Below are 16769 nucleotides of genomic sequence, written 5' to 3' on the forward strand. Positions count from 1 at the left end.
ATGTACTGGCTCGCCGACAAGCCCCCGATGGCCTCCATTGCCGACCTGAAAGAGATTGCGGCGCCGGCGCCCGTGTCCTACATGCCGCAGACCACGGGTTGGTGGGTGCTTGGCGGGATCCTCCTGCTGGGCGTGCTGGTGGTTGCGTTCTTCAAATGGCGAAAATGGTGGCGCAATCGCTACCGTCGCGAAGCACAGGCCGAACTGGTCGCCATCGAGCGTGCGGCGGCCGATCCTTCCACCCGGGAGGACGCATTGGCGGCGATTCCCGTGCTGGTGAAGCGCACGGTGCTTGCCTGGGCGCCGCGACAGGAGGTGGGGCCGATGAGCGGCGACGCCTGGCTGCGCTACCTCGACGGTACCTATCCGGCCGGCGGCTTCCTGCAGGGACCGGGGCGCCAGCTCGATACCCTTGCTTACGGGCAGGGCAAAATCGGCAACGACGAGCTTGCGGCGCTGATGTCGCTTCTTCATCAATGGGTCGACGGTCATGTTGCAGCTTGAGTATCCCTGGCTGCTGACACTGCTTCCGCTGCCCCTGCTGGTGTGGTGGCTGCTTCCGCCGTATGGCGAGCGGACCCGGGCCATCCGCGTTCCGTTCTTCGAGGACCTGACCAAGGCCACGGGGCTGAAGCCGGCACATGGCGCCGTGGTGCTGCGGGGCAACTGGCTGCGTCGCGTGCTGGCGCCGTTGTGCTGGGTGCTGGTGGTGCTGGCGCTGGCAGGTCCGGAGCGACTGGAGCCGCCGATCGAACGCACGCAGTCTGCGCGCGACCTTCTGCTCGCGATCGATCTGTCCGGCTCCATGGCCACGCCGGATTTCCTCGACCCGCAAGGGCAGCGCATTTCCCGCCTCGATGCGGTGAAAGGCGTGGTGGACGACTTCATCCGCCGCCGCACCACCGATCGTATCGGGCTCATCGTGTTCGGCACCAACGCCTTCCCGCAGGCGCCGCTCACGCTGGATCACGTAGCGGTGCGCGAGTTGCTCGATGAGTTGCGCGTGGGCATGGCGGGCCAGCAGACGGCGATCGGTGATGCGATAGGCATTGCCGTGAAGATGACCGAGCATTCGCAACAACGCGAGCGCGTGCTGATCCTGCTCACCGACGGCAACGACACCGCAGGCCGCCTTCCGGCAGAGAAGGCCGCCGAGATCGCCAAGGCCAACCATATCGTCATCCATACCATCGGTATCGGCGACCCGGAGGCCAAGGGCGAAAACAAGGTGGACCTGGCGGCGCTTCAGCGCATCTCCGCCGCCACTGGTGGGCGGAGTTTCCGCGGTGAAAACCGCGAGCAGCTTGCCGACATCTATGGCCTGCTCGATCGCATGACGCCAAGCAAGGTGAAGCACTCGGTCTATCGTCCCAAGCTCAAGCTGTACTACGTGCCGCTGGGCGCGGCCTTGTTGCTGATGGTGGCCTATCACCTGCTGATGCTTGGACTGTTTGCCCCGTTGGCGCGCCACCGCACAACGCCCGGGCCCGCCGCTGAAACGCAGGGAGGCGGGTGATGGATCAGGGCTTTCATTTCATCCGTCCGCTGTGGCTGCTGTTGCTGCCGCTTGGTCCCTTGTTGTTGTGGTGGTGGCGGCGGCGCAATGACCCGCTGCAGCGCTGGAAGGGCATGATCGCGCCGCATCTTCTGGCGCACCTGGTGGTGGGCGATAGCGAACGTTGGCGGCCGCGCCCCATTCACCTGCTCTGCGCCGCCCTCATGCTCGGCAGCATTGCCTGCGCAGGACCGACCTGGGAGCTGGAGTCGCCGCCGTTCGCGGAGGATCGCGCGCCGATGATGGTCGCCTTGGACCTTTCGCCGGCGATGAACGCCATGGATGTCTCGCCGACGCGGCTGGAGCGCGCCAAGCAGAAAGTGCGCGACCTGATGGCGCTGCGCGTCGGTGGCCGCACCGGGCTTATTGTTTATACCAACACGGCACACATGGTGTTGCCCCCCACGGATGACGCGGCGCTGATGGAGATGTTCCTGTCCGCGCTGAGCACCGACCTGCTGCCGGGCAAGGGCATGAATGCCGGCGCAGCGCTGGCGCTGGCTGATCGCCTGCTCGATGCCGAGTCTGATCCGGGCACCATCGTGTTCTTCACCAGTGGTTTCGACGATGCGCAGATCCCGGCTTTCCTGACGCACCACCAGCATTCGCGGCAGCAGGTATTGATGCTGGCCGTAGGCACCACGGAGGGAGGCGCATTGCGCGCCGCCAACGGGAGCATCCAGACCGGACCGGACGGTGCACCCATCATCGCCAAGCTCGACGACAACGCACTGCAACGCCTCTCGTCGCAGGCGCACGTGCCCCTGGCAAGCATCACCTCGGGCAATCAGGACATGCAGTGGGTGCAGCGCGAGGCCGTGCACCACCTGCAGCTCGTCAACGACAAGACCACCCAGCACTGGAAGGAATATGGCTATTACCTGAGCTATCCCCTCGTGCTGTTGGCCCTGTTCTGGTTCCGTCGGGGCTGGGTGGTGCGTTGGGTATTCGTGTTCGGCTGCCTGGGGCTGGGTGCCGTGCCATCGCCGGCCGCCGCGGCCGACTGGCACGTGGCGGACTGGTTCTTTACGCCCGACCAGCAAGGGCGGTGGTACTACGAGCACCGGGATTTCGGACGGGCGTCGGAACACTTCCAGAACCCGTACTGGAAGGGCTGGGCGTTGTATCAGCATGGTCGCTACGACGAGGCGCAGAAGATCTTCGAAACCTTGCCCGGTGCGGACGCCAGGTTCATGTCCGGCAACAGCTATGCGCGCCAGTTCGAGTATCAGGAAGCCATCGACGATTACAACGAAGCCCTGCGCATGCGTCATCCGTTTCCCGCGGCCGAGGCCAACTTGCGCCTGATGAAACAGCTGATGAAACAGCGTGAGCAGGTGCCTCCGGAAGATGAGGATGATGACTCCAAGCCGGACAAGATCAAGGAGGACAAGGAAGGCAAGAAGGGCAAGGCGACCACCCAGGTTGAAGCCAAGCGCCCGGCCCAGCTGCCCGCCAACGTCTGGATGCGCAACCTCGATGTGTCGCCGGCTGAGTTCCTGCGCACCAAGTTCAGCATCGAGAACAGTCCGCTCCCTCCCGCCACGCCTGCACCGGCGTCGGCTTCGAGCGTGCCATGAGCGTGATCATGAAGACCTGGTTGCTGAGCCTGCTGTACGTGATCGCCGTGGCGGCGCACGCCGATGAGCCGCCGCCGGCCCAGCTCCCTGCACAGCCACCGATGCGGGTGCTGGTGCATCAGGAGCCCGCCGGTACGCTGATGCAGGGGGAAACCACGCGCATCGTGGTGGACATCCTCACGCCGGATTTCTTCGCCGACGCGCCGCTCCTGCCCGAGCTGCACGTGGATGGCGCGTACCTGTCGCTGTCCGACGAAACGCCGGGGCATCTGGTGAAGACGATCGATGGGCAAACGTGGTCCGGCGTGTCGCGCACCTACCTGATCACGCCGCTGATGTCCGGTGCGATGGAGATTCCTTCGTTCGAGATCACGGCTCATCTTGGGGCCGACAAGACCCCGGTGTCCGTGCAGACCACGCCGCTCGCGTTGCAGGTGCGCGCGCTGGTGCTGCCGGCGGGCGTCACCGAAGCGCTGATTGCCGGCTCGTTGAAGGTGACGCAGACCGTGACGCCTTCGGGCGAAGGGCTGCATGTTGGCGATACCGTAACGCGTCGCGTGGAGATCTCCGCGGAAGGCGCACCGGCGATGATGTTGCCGCCTACCGAATTTCCAGCCATTGGCGGGCTCACGCTCTACGGCGCATCGCCGATCACCCGCGATGCGGTCGACAATCACGGTGGTTTCGTTGGCGGTAGCCGCGTGGACACCGCCAGCTATGTCATCGACCGCCGGGGGCGCTACACCCTTCCGGCGATCACCCTGCGCTGGATGGACAGCCAGACGCGGGAGTGGCGCGAGAGTACCGTTCCCGCCGTGCATTTCCATGCCTGGTGGGGCGCCCCGGCCAAGCCGCGTTTTGCATTGCCGCAGCGCGGCTTCATGCCCCGGATGATCGAATGGTTTTCCAGCGACACGGGGATTGCGGTCGTGCTGCTGTGCGTGCTGGCCGGCCTGGCCTGGTACTTCCGCGAGGCTTGCCAGCGGCAGTGGGCACGGTGGAAAGCATGGCGATACCGCCGGCGCCATTCCGAAGCGGCGGCATTCCGCGCGCTCTCCCGGCAACGCCATGCCAGTTCAGCGGCGATCTTTGCGGCGGCCGTCGATACCTGGGTCCGCCGGGCAGCCGACGATGGCGCACCCGCCAGCGTTACCGCCTGGGCCGATCAGTACGGCGATGCAGCGCTGGGTGGCCAGTGGAATGCCTTGCAGGACGCCCTGTACGGGCAAGGCGTGCAGGCATGGTCCGCCCCGGCGATGGTCGACGGGCTCGCCGCGGCACGGCGTCGCTGGAAGCACGGCTTGCGACGCTGGCAGCATCGACCTGCCTTGCCACCGCTGAACCCGACAGGGTGAGCGGCACGTCCGGCCTGTTCGCGGCTTCATCACACGCGCCCGCTAACATGCCCGCGCGCACCAATAAAAAGCAGCGTCCCGGAAAGGGAAGCAAGACGTTCTTAGTGTAGGTAGCGGGGAGAGACGGATGGGGCGTTCCAGGAAGAGCCACGGCAAGCGCTCTGGCAAGGCAGTGGCTGCGACGTCGAAACCGCCGGTGACGACCCCGGCGGCGGAAGCGGGCCAGCATCGCCTGTGGTGGTTGCCGCTGGGCGTGGCTTTGCTGGTGATCGTGGTGCTGGGGGTGTGGTGGTTGCGCACACCGGCACCGGGTGCCGTGCCCACGCCTGCCGCACCGGTCGCTGCCGCGTCGTCGACCCCCACGCCCACTGGCCCTGCCTTGCCGCCTGCGCACTATGTGGGCGCGCAGGCCTGTTCCTCCTGCCACGTGAAGGAAACCCAGGCCTGGCAGCAGTCCCATCATGCGCTGGCCATGCAGGTGGCCGACGACAAGACCGTGCTGGGCAATTTCAGCGGCACGCTGAAGCAGGACGGTTCCACGGCCAGCTTCTTCAAGCGCGACCATGCCTTCTTCGTGAAGACCGACGGGCCGGACGGCAAGCCCGGCGAGTTCGAGGTGAAGTACACCTTCGGCGTCTATCCGCTGCAGCAGTATCTGGTGGCCTTCCCGGACGGTCGCCTGCAGACCCTGCGTGCCTCGTGGGATGCACGGCCTGCCGCCGAAGGTGGGCAACGCTGGTTCAACATGTACCCCGGCGAACACATCGATGTGCACGACACGCTGCACTGGACGCGCCTGAACCAGAACTGGAACTACATGTGCGCGGACTGCCATTCGACGAATGTGCAGCGCAATTACGACGTGGCCAGCAATACCTTCAAGACCCGCTGGAACGAGATCAACGTAGCCTGCGAAGCCTGCCACGGCCCGGGATCGCGCCACGTCGAATGGTCCAACGCCGGTGAGGACAAGAAAAAGGCCGATCCGTCGATGGGCCTGACCATCGCACTCAACGAACGCAAGGGCATGCACTGGATCCCCAATCCGGCCAGCGGCAACCCGGTGCGCAGCACGCCGTTGACCACGCGCCGCGAAGTGGAGACCTGCGCGGTCTGCCATTCCCGCCGCGGCATCATCGCCAAGGACACCGCACCCACCGGTCGGCTGATGGATACACACGATCCTTCGTTGCTTGCGGAGGGCCGCTATCACGCCGATGGCCAGCAGCTGGACGAGGTTTACGTCTACGCCTCGTTCCTGCAGAGCCGCATGTACGCCAAGGGCGTGACCTGCAGCGATTGCCACGATCCGCACACCGGCAAGACGCGCGCGCAGGGCAATGCGTTGTGCGAAAGCTGCCACACGCCGGCGGTGTACGACACCGCCCAGCACACCATGCACAAGGAGGGCACCGCCGGATCGCAATGCGTGGCCTGCCACATGCCTTCGAAGAACTACATGGTGATCAACGCGCGCCCGGATCACTCCATCCGCGTGCCGCGCCCGGATCTCACCGTGCAGTACGGCGTGCCCAACGCCTGCGCCAACTGCCATGCGGACAAGGGCGCGCAGTGGGCAGCCGATGCCATTACCAAGGCCCATGGCCCGGAACGCAAGGGCTATCAGCATTTCGTCGAGGCACTGGATGCTGCGCGCCATGGCAAGCCCGGTGCGGCGAGCTTGCTGACCACCCTGGCAGGGGATGCCACGTCACCGATGATCGCCCGCGCCACCGCCGTCAACGAACTGCGCCACTACGCAAGCCCGGACACATTGCCAGCGATCCAGTCGGCGTTGGGCGATGCCGATCCACTGATGCGCGCCGCGGCACTCGACGCGTTGCTGGCTTTTCCGCCTGAGGTACGCGGTCCGCTCGCGGCCCCGCTGGCAGACGATGCGGTGCTGGATGTGCGCGTGAAGGCCGGCCGCGCGCTGGCCGGCGTGCCGGATGCAGCGCTGGATGCCACGCAGCGTGCGGCGCGCGACCGCGGCTTCGCGACCTACAAGGAAGCACAGCTTGCCATTGCCGATCGCCCCGAATCGCACTTCGACCTTGGCCTGGTCTACGTCGAGCGCGGCGATGCGGCGGCGGCGGAACAGGCCTTCCGCCAGGCGCTGAAGCTGCAGAGCGATTTCGTGCCGGCCTATGTGAACCTGTCGGACATGTACCGCGGGCTGGGGCGCGAAGACGAAGCTGAAAAAGTCATCGATGATGGCCTGAAGGCCGTGCCCGGCAATGCCAACCTGCTCCACGCCAAGGGCCTGGCCCTGGTGCGCCAGAACCAGTCCGGCGAAGCACTGACCTGGCTGGAGCGTGCGCACCGCGCCGAGCCGGCCAATGCGCGCTTTGCGTACGTGTATGGCGTGGCTCTCCATTCGGCCGGGCAGGGCGCGCAGGCGCTCAAAGTCTGGGAGGAAAGCCTGAAGACCGCGCCTTACGATCCCTCGCTGCTGTTTGCCCTCGCCGGTGCGGAACGCGACGCCGGCGACAAGGACAAGGCGCGCGGTTATGCCGAACGGCTGGTGGCGGTAGCGCCGAGTTCGCGAGAGGCCCACGAACTGCTGCAGAGCCTGGGTGGCGACAGCATGCCGGCGTTTCGCTGACGGCCGGGCCGGAGGGTCGCCCCGACCTTCCGGCCGCTGAATCACGGTGGGCCGGAGGCCCGGCCATGTCAGCCGGGGGCCACGTCGCTCGTTGTTGCCCTCTGTGGCCAGGCACGCTTCCCGGTGTTTGCCGGCCACTCCCCACCGGCACGAAACGAGGGTGCGAGCATGGCGATCTGGCGCGGTGTCTTTGCCATGGTGTTGGCGTTGGGCTGCCTCACGACAGCGCGCGCCGCGGACGTACGGCGTGACCTGGCCTACGGAAACTCCCCCGGACAGCGACTGGACGTCTATCTGCCAGCGTCGCCGCACGCATCGCCCATCATCTTGATGGTGCATGGCGGCGCGTGGATGTTTGGCGACAAGGCGAGTCGCGGCGTGGTGGAGCCCAAGGCAACGCATTGGACACAGGCCGGCTATGTCTTCGTCTCCGTCGACTACCGCCTCTGGCCGAAGGCCGGGCCGCTCCAGCAGGCCGGCGATGTTGCCGATGCGCTCGCCTATGTCCAGAAGCATGCGGGGGAGTGGGGCGCTGACTCGTCGCGAGTGGTGTTGATGGGGCACTCGGCCGGCGCCCATCTGGTGGCCTTGCTGTCGTCGTCACCGCCACTTGCGACGGCACACGGAGCAACGCGCTGGCTGGGTACGGTATCGCTCGACAGCGGCGCCATCGACGTGGCGGGCATCATGGGAGGGCCGCATGCGGGTTTCTATGATCGCGTGTTCGGTGAGGATCCCGCGCGATGGAGCGAGGCATCGCCCATCGACCGACTTGGCCGCGACGCGTTGCCCATTCTGTTGGTGTGTTCCAGTCAGCGTAAGGAATCGTGTCCCCACAACCAGGCCTATGCCGCGAAGGCGCGGCAACTTGGTGTGCAGGTGAGTGTGTTGCCCGAGCCGCTGACGCACGGGGATATCAATGCGACGCTAGGAGAGCCCGGCGGCTATACCGCCGCCGTGGATGCGTTCCTGCATACGCTGGGCCTGCCCTGACGCGATATCGGGTCGCGTCAGGAGCTGGGAGCGTGGACTAACGTCGGTCCAGTGAATACTTGCCGGGTCCGGCGATGCACAGCAGGAGCAGGCCGCCGGCGATGCTCACGTTCTTGTAGAAATTGATCATCGCGCCGATGCGTTCGGGATCCACCATGTTCCAGAACTGGTGGCCGATGACCGCCGCCGCCAGCGTGTAAAACCCCAGCAGGATGGCCAACGGGCGCGTGTAGAAGCCAATGGCAATGGCGATGCCCACGAAAAACTCCATGATCACGGCGATGCCCGCCGTCACCGCGGGCATGGGTACGCCCATCGAACTCATGTAGGCGGTCGATTCGGAGAAGCTCATGAGCTTGCTCCAGCCGAAGATGACGAACAGGACCATCAGCAGAAGGCGGGCCAGTAGCAGCATGCCGTCTTTGCTGCCTGCCAGTAACGTGTATCGCATGGTCGTTCTCCCTTGACTCGACGCAAGGCACGCGGGGCATGACCCGCGAGGACGGCCCCGTCCACGCGGTGCCGACGGCCACACTATATGCCTGCGCGCGCCTCGTGGCGCGACCGGGTTCGCCCGGTCACGCGTCTTCGGGAATATCGCTCTTGTAACGGTCGGCGGCCACGTAGCGTGACAGCTCCGGCAGCAGGCGGCGGCGTGTTTCGTCGAGGCTTCGCCACTCCTCGATATCCGGCAGCGAAGGGATGGTGATCAACTCGCCCTGGTCGTAGCCGGCGAGCGCCGCGTCGACCATCTCGGCCACCTCCATGATCATGCGTTCCGGAATGTCGGCGAGGGCGCCCGAGGCATTCCAGATGGCCGTGCGCGTCACGCCCGGCAACACACACTGTACGCGGATGCCCTGATCGGAGACTTCCTTGTGCAGCGTCTGCGAGTAGGTCAGCAGGTAGCTCTTGCTGGCGGCGTAGGCACCGTCGAACAGCTCCGGTGCCAGTGCGAGTATCGAGCCGATATTGATGATGCTGCCGTGGCCGCGCGCCAACAGTCGGGGCAGCATCGCGGCAATCAGTCGCGAGGGGGCGGTGACGTTGAGTTCGAGTATCGCTTCCACGGCATCGGGTGATGTTTGTGTCAGCGGGGCGCCATCCTCGACGCCGGCGTTGTTCACCAGGATGCCAATGCTCTCATCGGCGGCCAGGCGTTGTTCAATGCGTGCGCGTTCGGTCGGCAAGGTGAGGTCGGCTGGCAATACTTCGGTTTTCACGTGGTATTCACGGGAAAACCGTTCAGCCAGCGCTTCCAGTCGGGCGTGATGGCGTGCCACCAGGATCACCGGGTGGCCACGCCGCGCAAAGCGGTCAGCGTAAGCCGCGCCGATGCCAGCGGATGCACCGGTGATCAGAACGGTATCGGGCTGTTCCATGACGACCATGGCGTATCTCTCCGGACGCTGGGTAGGGAATAGCGAACTGTCCCCAAGCTTGCACGTGCGCTGGCGTCATGTCACGCCTCCTCGCTCAGGCATTTCTTCGGTAGATCTACGTATCGTCTTTGCGTGGTTTTTCGCTCGTGGCGTCGCGCGTCCTGATCGAACATGGCCGGGTGAGGGATACGCCTGGGGCGGATCGCGTGCGCCCTCCAACAGCAACCCGGCTTCGGGCGAAAGATACCTACAGGAGACACACCATGAAGAAGTTCCCTCATTCCACCCGCTACCTGCTCGGCGCGGCGATCGCCCTCTCGGTGCCGATGTTCGCGTGGGCCCAGCAAGCCGCCACGGAATCGGCGGTCAACTCCACCGTGCACGAGCTTGACCGCGAAGACCAGACCATCACCGCGACCGTGGTGTCGGTGGACCATGAGCAGCGCTTCGTCACGCTCAAGGGTCCCAAGGGCAAGGAAGTCACCATCCAGGCTGGTCCCGAGGTGCAGAACTTCGATCAGCTGAAGGCGGGTGATCAGGTGACGGCGCACTACCAGGCCGCCGTGGCGGTGCAGGTGATGCCGGCCGGCAGCGCGACAGCCGGCGTTGAAACGGAGTCTGGTCAGACGTCCGCCCCCAAGGGCAGCACGCCGGGCGCGAAGGCCGGCCAGTCGGTAACGGTGACGAGCAAGCTCAGCGCCATCGACATGAAGAACCACACCGTGACGCTGACCGGCCCGGACGGCCATTCGCGCACGATTGAAGTGAAGAACCCGGAGCGTCAGGCCGCCATGAGCAAGCTGAAGGTGGGCGACATGGTGGTTGCCACCTACGTCGAGGCACTGGCGGTGACGGTGACGCCGAAAGCTGCGCCGGCGAAATCTAAGTAAGCGCCGGGAAGCAAGTGCACAGAGAGGGCCGCGATGCGGCCCTCTTTCTTTGGTATTCGGGGACTTTCCCAGTTGGCATTGCAGCGGCCTCTGGAAAGGAGCAAGCCCAGGAGATGCGTTTCAACGGCTGCAGGGGCGATCATTCTGGCGTTGTCGTTTCATTCTTTAGCCGTCACCCCTGCGTAGGCAGGGGGCCAGTGACTTTGCTCTTGGCCTTCGGGTTCTAGCGCTACGGTGACCGGGCCGCCTACGCAGCGGGCGTTCCGACCTCCTGCCGGAGGCCGGGTTACTTTTCTTTGCTTGCCCAAAGTCCCACGGGGATTAGCTGCGCGTCAAAAGTAACCAAAAGAAAAGGCACCCCCATCGCGGCGCTGGCCGGTAGAGCCGGCCAGTCCGTGAGGGTCGGCCGGGCTTTTCGACAGGACCTCCCTGTCCTGTCGAAAAGGGATCGGCATCCTTGCCGATCCCCCTGCGGACCTGTCGTCCGCCCCTCACCGCCGCTCAAGGGGGCGGGTAGGTCAAGAGCCAGAGCCGAAGGCTCGTGCAGCTGCGCTGCACATCGCGTCGCATTGTGCGACGGCGTATGGCGTACCGATTTAGCTTGTCTGTAGGAGCGCACCCTGTGCGCGACCACCTGACGGAGCGGAATCGACATGGCGCTGCGGTCGCGCACAAGGTGCGCTCCTACAGGGGTGTCTCGCACCGTGTGAAGCCGGTTTCTTTCTCGCCTCAGTGTTCACCCCAGTCCTCTCCCGAACGGGAGAGGACGAGCGACAGGTGATGTTCAACGTGAACACCCTAGGGGCAAGGAAGGATGTGCCTCGTAGAGGCACGACGCTCCGCGTTAAGTCCTCTTCGCATCGGCGCGTTGCGAAGCGCTTGGAAGTACCCGCTGTGTAGAGGCGGAGGTTGCCAAGCAACAGCGTTCCTCAGCCGCTCGGGCTTTTCCCATCGGCATGCTGCCAGCCCTTAAGGCCATTTTCTTTGGGTTACTTTTCTTTTGGGCCAGCAAAAGAAAAGTGACTCGGCCTCCGGCAGGAGGTCGAAACGCCTCCGCTGCGTAAGCGGCAACCTGGCGCCTGCGTGACTACCGAAGGCAGTGAGCAAAGACACTGGATGACCCGCCCTTCGGCGGTTGAGCAGCGCCTCGCTGGGATGATGGTTCAGATGGACCGGTGAGGCGAGCACCCACCCCTCACCCCAACCCTCTCCCCGAAGGGGAGAGGGAGCAAAAGCGCGTCGCTCTCCCCATTCCTGGCGAAAACAGCGATCAACCAGCGCGCAGCATCGCCGCGCGCCGGCACATCGGTTACTTACGGAACCCCGCCATCCCGAATCAGCGCCAGCACCTCATAGCACGCGCCCATGGTGTGATAGTCGGTCTTGCCGGCCGGGCTTTTCTCGTCATCGTACTTGCGATTGTCACGCGTGAGGATGCGGAACCACGCGCCGTACTTGTGATCGACGAAGTGCTCCCACGAGTAGGCCCACAGCTTTTCGTACCACTGGTCGTATTCGGCCAGGCCCGTGCGTGCGTGCAGCAGGGCAGCGGCCGCCAGTGATTCGGCCTGCACCCAGAAATACTTGTCGTCGTCGCACACGCTGCCGTCTGGTGCGAAGCCGTAGGCCATGCCACCGAACTCGTTGTCCCATGAACGGGCCAGCGCGGTGTCGAACAGGTGCTTGGCGGTGGGCACCAGCCAGTTCTCTTCGCGGCCACGTTCGAGCAGCAGCGGTTCCATGATCAGCAACAGCTTGGCCCACTCGGTCTGGTGACCGGGCTGGAAACCCCACGGGCGGAAAAGGTGCTTGGGATTGTCGAGGTTGTACTTCCAGTCGATGTTCCAGTTCACATCGTAGTGTTCCCACACCAGGCCTTCGGCTTTGGCGGCCTGGCGGCGCGTCATGTTGTCGGCCAGCTGCAGCGCGCGCTCGAGGTAGCGCGGCTCGTCACTTGCCTGATAGGCGGCGAGCATCGCTTCGCACATGTGCATGTTGGCGTTCTGGCCGCGATAGTCGGTGAACTGCCACTGGTCGTTCGCCTCGTCGCGATACAGACCGGCATCGGCATCCCAGTAGTGCTTCTCCAGCAGTGCCCAGGTTTCGTCCATCCATGCGGCGGCTTCGCGCACGCCGGCCTTCAGGGCGGTGGAGTAGGCCAGCAGCACGAAGGCCACGCCGTAGGCGTGGTACATGGTGTCTTCCGGCTTGCCGTCGCGAATGGTCCAGGCATAGCCGCCGGTAGCCGGGTTGCGATGCACGTCGCGCAGGTAGCGCAGGCCGTGATGCACGGCATCGAGGTACTCGGCGTTGCCGAACTCGTTGTACGCCATGGCGTAGTTGAAGATGAAGCGCGTGCTGCTCACCAGGTGACGGTGGCTGCGGTCGTAGATCGCGCCGTCGTCCTTGTAGTAATGGAAAAAGCCGCCGGCATGGTCAATGGCATGCGGGTGGTAGAACGCCATCGTTTTCGCGATGTGTTCGCGCAGGAAGGCTTCACTGCGGAAGTCGGGCGCGGTGGTCATGCGTAGGTCTCCATGAAGCTGAGCACTTCGGCTTCGTCGGGAATGGCCGAGAACGAACCCTGGCGCGTCACGGTGAGCGCGCCGCAGGCCGAGGCGAAGCGCAGGGCTGCATGCAGGCGGGGCAGTTCGGTGATGAGGTGATCGATGCGGTCGTCGCTGTGTTCGAGCTTGGCCAGCTGGTAGAGCAGGCCGCCCACGAAGGCGTCGCCGGCGGCCGTGGTATCCACGGCAGGCACGGAGTACACCGGCAGCTCGCCTTCCACATCCGGATGGAACCAGCGCAGCGCCTTGGCGCCGTCCGTGATGATGACCAGGCGCGCGCGGCCTTCCCACAGTTTGGCCAGCGTGGCTTCTTCGCCGTCGACGGCCAGCCAAGCAAACTCTTCAGCGCTCAGCTTGACCACGTCGGCCAGCTGCAGTGCCGGCCAGATCAGGGCGCGCGGTTCCACGTCGCGCGGCCACAGGGCCGGACGCAGGTTGAGGTCGAAGCTCACCAGTGCGCCGGCGTCATGCGCGCGTCGCATGCCTTCGCGCGTGGTTTCGGCCAGCGCGGTATCGGTCATGCTGTTGGAGCACACGTGGAATACGGCGGTGCCCGTGAAGCCTTCCGGATGGAAATGCATGGGGCGGAACAGCAGGTCGGCCGACGGCGGGCGATAGAAGCTGAAGCTTCGCTCGCCGCTGGCGTCAAGCGACACGAAGGCAAGCGCGGTGTTCGCCTGGTCGGTACGCGCGACGCCGTCGGTATTTACGCCGGCGCGACGCAGGCTGTCCAGCAGGTAATCGCCGAACATGTCCTTGCCGAGCATGCCGGCAAACGCGGCGTCGCCGCCGAGGCGTGCGACCGCCACGGCCACGTTGGCCGGTGCGCCGCCGGCATAGGGAACGAAGCTGCGCGGAAACCCGTTTTCATCGCCGCCTTCGCTGTGGAAGTCGATCAGGGCTTCGCCGAAACAGAGGATGGTGCGTGACATCAATTAGTGCCTGTTCAATGTCTTTGCGTGACCCGCGCCGGCATCACCGGCGCGGGCATGCGGGATTCAGGAATGGGAAACGGGCGTCACGGGATCGCGTACAAGCGAGCCACGCAGCCCGTAGAAAACGATGTAGCCGTAACAGAGCAACGGGAGGATGAAGGCATGCTGGATGCCCATGTGGTCCGCCAGCACGCCCTGCGCCAGCGGCACCAGCGCACCGCCCACGATGGCCATGATCAGCAGGCTGGATGCCTTGCCGGTCAGCGGGCCCATGCGCTCGATGCCCAGCGCGAAGATGGTCGGGAACATGATGGAGTTGAACAGGCCGATGGCGATGATGCTGACCATGGCCACGTTGCCCTGCGTGAGCATCGTGGTAAGCACCAGCAGTCCGGCGATGGCGGCGAACGCCGCCAGCAGCTTGCGCGGGTTGATGTAGATGAGCAGGGCCGAGCCGGCAAGGCGTCCCACCATGGCGCCGCCCCAGTAGTACACCACGTGATTGGCGGCGGCCTGTTCGCTCATGTGGCCGATTTCCGGCAGCGAGAGGTAGTTGACCAGGAAGCTGCCGATGGACACTTCCGCGCCCACGTAGAAGAAGATGGCCAGCACGCCGAACAGCACGTGGCTGTGGCGCAGTGCGTCCATCAGCGTGTGATGCGAGGTATCAGCCGCTTCGGTGGATTCGGTCAGCGGCGGCAGGCGGAACAGCCACACGCCGATGGCGAGCACGATAAGCGCGAGGCCCAGCCCGAGATAGGGCACCTGCACCAGCTCGGCCTGCTTCTGGCGATACCCGGCCAGCTGCTGCTGGGTTTCCGGCGTCAGGCTGGCGCGCACCTTGGCGAACTGCGCCGCGTCATCGGTGTTCAGATGCGAGGAGGTCAGCTTGTCCAGCGCCGGTGCCAGCGTGGCGGCAGGCAAGGCGGCCAGCTGCTGCGGCGACAGTGCCGAAAGCGTGGCGAGCAGCGGTGCGCCGGAAAGGCTGTCCACCACCTGCGCCATCGACGCTGCCGGCAGGTGCACGAAGGCATCGGCCAGGTCCTTGGCCGGCAGGCGGTCCAGTGCCGATGCGGAGGCATCGTTCAGCGCGGCCACGAGGCGGTCCGGCGGTGCCTGGCGAACCGCGTCGATGGTCTGGGCCACCGGCGCGTCATTGAGCGTCTGCACCAGCTGCACGGTTTCCGGTGCGCTGCGCAGGGCGGCGGGAATCACCGCGGTAGCGGCCGAGAGGATCAGCAAGCCGCCGAACTTCGGGCCGATGGTGGTGCCCAGCGAATTCATCGCCTGCGCCAGCGTGAGGCGGCTGGAGCTGGTGCGCTCCGGGCCGAGCAGCGCGACATAGGCATTGGCTGCCACCTGCAGCACGGTGATGCCGGTAGCCAGCACGAACAGTGCCGCCAGGAACGCTGCATACGAGTGCAGCTGCGCCGCCGGCCAGAAGCCGAAAGCACCAAGGGCGGCAATCGACAGGCCCGCGACGATGCCCTTCTTGTAACCGAGCGCCGCCACCACGCGACCGGCGGGCAGCGACATCAGGAAGTACGCGCCGAAGAAGGTGAACTGCACAAGCATGGCCTGCGCGTAGTTCAGCTCGAACACCGACTTGAGGTGCGGGATCAGGATGTCGTTGAGGACGGTCAGGAAACCCCACATGAAGAAGATCGTGGTGGTGACCGCCATCGCCATGGGGTAATCGGTGTAACGCGTCTTTCCGGTGGCCGGCGACGATGTCGTCGACTGGATAGGTGGAGCTGCGAAGGCCATGCGTAATCCGAAAGGTCAGGAGAGAGGACAGCTGCTTTCGCGCACCACCAGTTCCACTGGCGCGACGATGGTGCCCGAGGGCGCCTGCGGGTTGCGCAGACGGGCGAGGAGCATCTCGGCTGCCTGTTTTCCCCGGGCGCGCGGCGCGGTGGACAACGTGGTCAGCGAAGGCATGCTCATGGAAGCTTCGGCGATGTCGTCGAAGCCGGTAACCGCGAAATCGCGTCCTGCCTGGCGGCCGTGCTGGTGCAGGCCGAGGATCAGGCCCAGCGCCACGGCATCGTTGTAGCAGACCGCTGCCGTCGGATGCCCGCCACGACCTTCGAACAACGCACCCGAGGCGCGTGCGGCATCGGTGCGCGTGGGCGTGCTCTGCACGCGCCACTGCGGCTTGATGGCGAGTCCGGCCGCCTGCATGGCCTGCTCATAGCCGGCGTGGCGCTCACGGGTGGAGCTGGCGTGGTCGTGGCCACCGAAGAAGGCGATATTGCGATGACCCTGCGCGATCAGGTGCTCGGTGGCCCGGCGTGCGCCGCGCTCGTTGTCCAGCATCAGGCGGTCCCAGTGCGCGTATTCGGGCAGCTCGCCACCCAGTTCGCGGTTGAACAGCACCACCGGCGTGTGCGAACCCACGGCAGCCAGCACCTTGCGGGCCTCGCTGTCCTCGGCCGGGGACAGGATGATGCCGCCCGGGCCGTGCTCGATCAGCGAGCCCAGCACGGCATGCTCGCGCTCGGCGGAGTCGCCGGTGCTGCCCAGCAGGGTCACGAAGCCGGCCGCGCCCAGGGTTTCATCGACCCCGGCGGCAAATTCGGCGAAGAACGGGTTGGCCAGTTCGTTGATGACCAGCGCCACACTGGAGGACGTACGCCGGCGCAGGTTGGCAGCCGCCCGGTTGTAGACGTAGCCTTGGCGGCGCAGTTCCTCCTCAACCCTGGCCCGGGTGACCTTGTTCACCAGGGGGCTGCCGCGCAAAACCAGCGACACGGTGGCGCGGGACACGCCGCAGCCCGCTGCGATGTCGTTGAGGGTGATCTTTCTTCCGACCGGGGTCTGGCTTTCCATCGCAGGCCTGGGTTAATTGGAACGATCTAAAGGTAACCTGCCTCCGCGGTCGAACGGAACCGATTTCGATGCCGC

The 16769-nt window shown here is 65.4% G+C and carries 13 protein-coding genes; 7 read left to right on the plus strand and 6 right to left on the minus strand.

The window, feature by feature from the left end:
- From H8F01_RS13450 to H8F01_RS13475, 6 genes are all read left to right on the plus strand, one after another.
- Complete coding sequence (locus H8F01_RS13450; protein ID WP_187055609.1) at nucleotides 1-504, plus strand: DUF4381 domain-containing protein; 504 nt, start codon at nucleotides 1-3, stop codon at nucleotides 502-504.
- On the plus strand, nucleotides 491-1516 hold the full coding sequence (locus tag H8F01_RS13455) for a VWA domain-containing protein (RefSeq protein WP_187055610.1): 1026 nt from the start codon (nucleotides 491-493) through the stop codon (nucleotides 1514-1516). Before H8F01_RS13450 ends, H8F01_RS13455 begins: the two co-directional genes overlap by 14 nt.
- Nucleotides 1516-3135, plus strand: a complete 1620-nt coding sequence (locus H8F01_RS13460; RefSeq protein WP_187055611.1) for a VWA domain-containing protein — start codon at nucleotides 1516-1518, stop codon at nucleotides 3133-3135. Before H8F01_RS13455 ends, H8F01_RS13460 begins: the two co-directional genes overlap by 1 nt.
- Nucleotides 3132-4490 (plus strand): BatD family protein, encoded by a 1359-nt coding sequence (locus H8F01_RS13465; RefSeq protein ID WP_187055612.1) that lies wholly within the window; start codon nucleotides 3132-3134, stop codon nucleotides 4488-4490. Before H8F01_RS13460 ends, H8F01_RS13465 begins: the two co-directional genes overlap by 4 nt.
- Before the next feature lie 127 nt (nucleotides 4491-4617).
- Entirely contained in the window at nucleotides 4618-7095 is a 2478-nt protein-coding gene (locus tag H8F01_RS13470) for a tetratricopeptide repeat protein (RefSeq protein WP_187055613.1), read from the plus strand.
- 168 nt (nucleotides 7096-7263) lie between these two features.
- Nucleotides 7264-8088, plus strand: coding sequence for an alpha/beta hydrolase (locus H8F01_RS13475; RefSeq protein WP_187055614.1), 825 nt, complete (start codon nucleotides 7264-7266; stop codon nucleotides 8086-8088).
- A 37-nt stretch (nucleotides 8089-8125) separates the two neighbouring features.
- Here the strand turns inward: H8F01_RS13475 and H8F01_RS13480 are convergent, their stop codons facing one another.
- Together H8F01_RS13480 and H8F01_RS13485 are read right to left on the minus strand one after the other, a co-directional pair.
- Nucleotides 8126-8539 carry a DoxX family protein gene (locus tag H8F01_RS13480; RefSeq protein ID WP_187055615.1) on the minus strand — a complete coding sequence of 138 codons (414 nt, stop codon included), beginning with the start codon at nucleotides 8537-8539 and terminating at the stop codon, nucleotides 8126-8128.
- Between the two features lie 127 nt (nucleotides 8540-8666).
- Nucleotides 8667-9479: an SDR family NAD(P)-dependent oxidoreductase gene (locus H8F01_RS13485; protein WP_187055616.1), complete on the minus strand. Its 813-nt coding sequence runs from the start codon at nucleotides 9477-9479 to the stop codon at nucleotides 8667-8669.
- Nucleotides 9480-9733: 254 nt separating this feature from the next.
- Here H8F01_RS13485 and H8F01_RS13490 point away from each other — a divergent pair, with 254 nt between their 5' ends.
- Nucleotides 9734-10360, plus strand: a complete 627-nt coding sequence (locus tag H8F01_RS13490) for a hypothetical protein (RefSeq protein ID WP_187055617.1) — start codon at nucleotides 9734-9736, stop codon at nucleotides 10358-10360.
- Between the two features lie 1313 nt (nucleotides 10361-11673).
- Here the strand turns inward: H8F01_RS13490 and H8F01_RS13495 are convergent.
- The 4 genes from H8F01_RS13495 to H8F01_RS13510 all read right to left on the minus strand — a co-directional run bounded on the left by H8F01_RS13495 (nucleotide 11674) and on the right by H8F01_RS13510 (nucleotide 16694).
- Entirely contained in the window at nucleotides 11674-12885 is a 1212-nt protein-coding gene (locus tag H8F01_RS13495) for an AGE family epimerase/isomerase (RefSeq protein WP_187055618.1), read from the minus strand.
- Nucleotides 12882-13859, minus strand: coding sequence for a carbohydrate kinase family protein (locus tag H8F01_RS13500; protein WP_187055619.1), 978 nt, complete (start codon nucleotides 13857-13859; stop codon nucleotides 12882-12884). The genes H8F01_RS13495 and H8F01_RS13500 overlap by 4 nt, the downstream gene beginning before the upstream one ends.
- Nucleotides 13860-13925: 66 nt before the next feature.
- A complete protein-coding gene (locus tag H8F01_RS13505; RefSeq protein WP_222615664.1) occupies nucleotides 13926-15629 on the minus strand; it encodes a sugar MFS transporter in 1704 nt (567 codons plus the stop codon).
- A gap of 15 nt (nucleotides 15630-15644) precedes the next feature.
- Nucleotides 15645-16694, minus strand: a complete 1050-nt coding sequence (locus H8F01_RS13510; protein ID WP_187055620.1) for a LacI family DNA-binding transcriptional regulator — start codon at nucleotides 16692-16694, stop codon at nucleotides 15645-15647.
- Between the last annotated feature and the right edge of the window lie 75 nt (nucleotides 16695-16769).

Origin of the sequence: Dyella telluris (assembly GCF_014297575.1) — a bacterium.
GTDB classification, from domain to species: domain Bacteria; phylum Pseudomonadota; class Gammaproteobacteria; order Xanthomonadales; family Rhodanobacteraceae; genus Dyella; species Dyella telluris.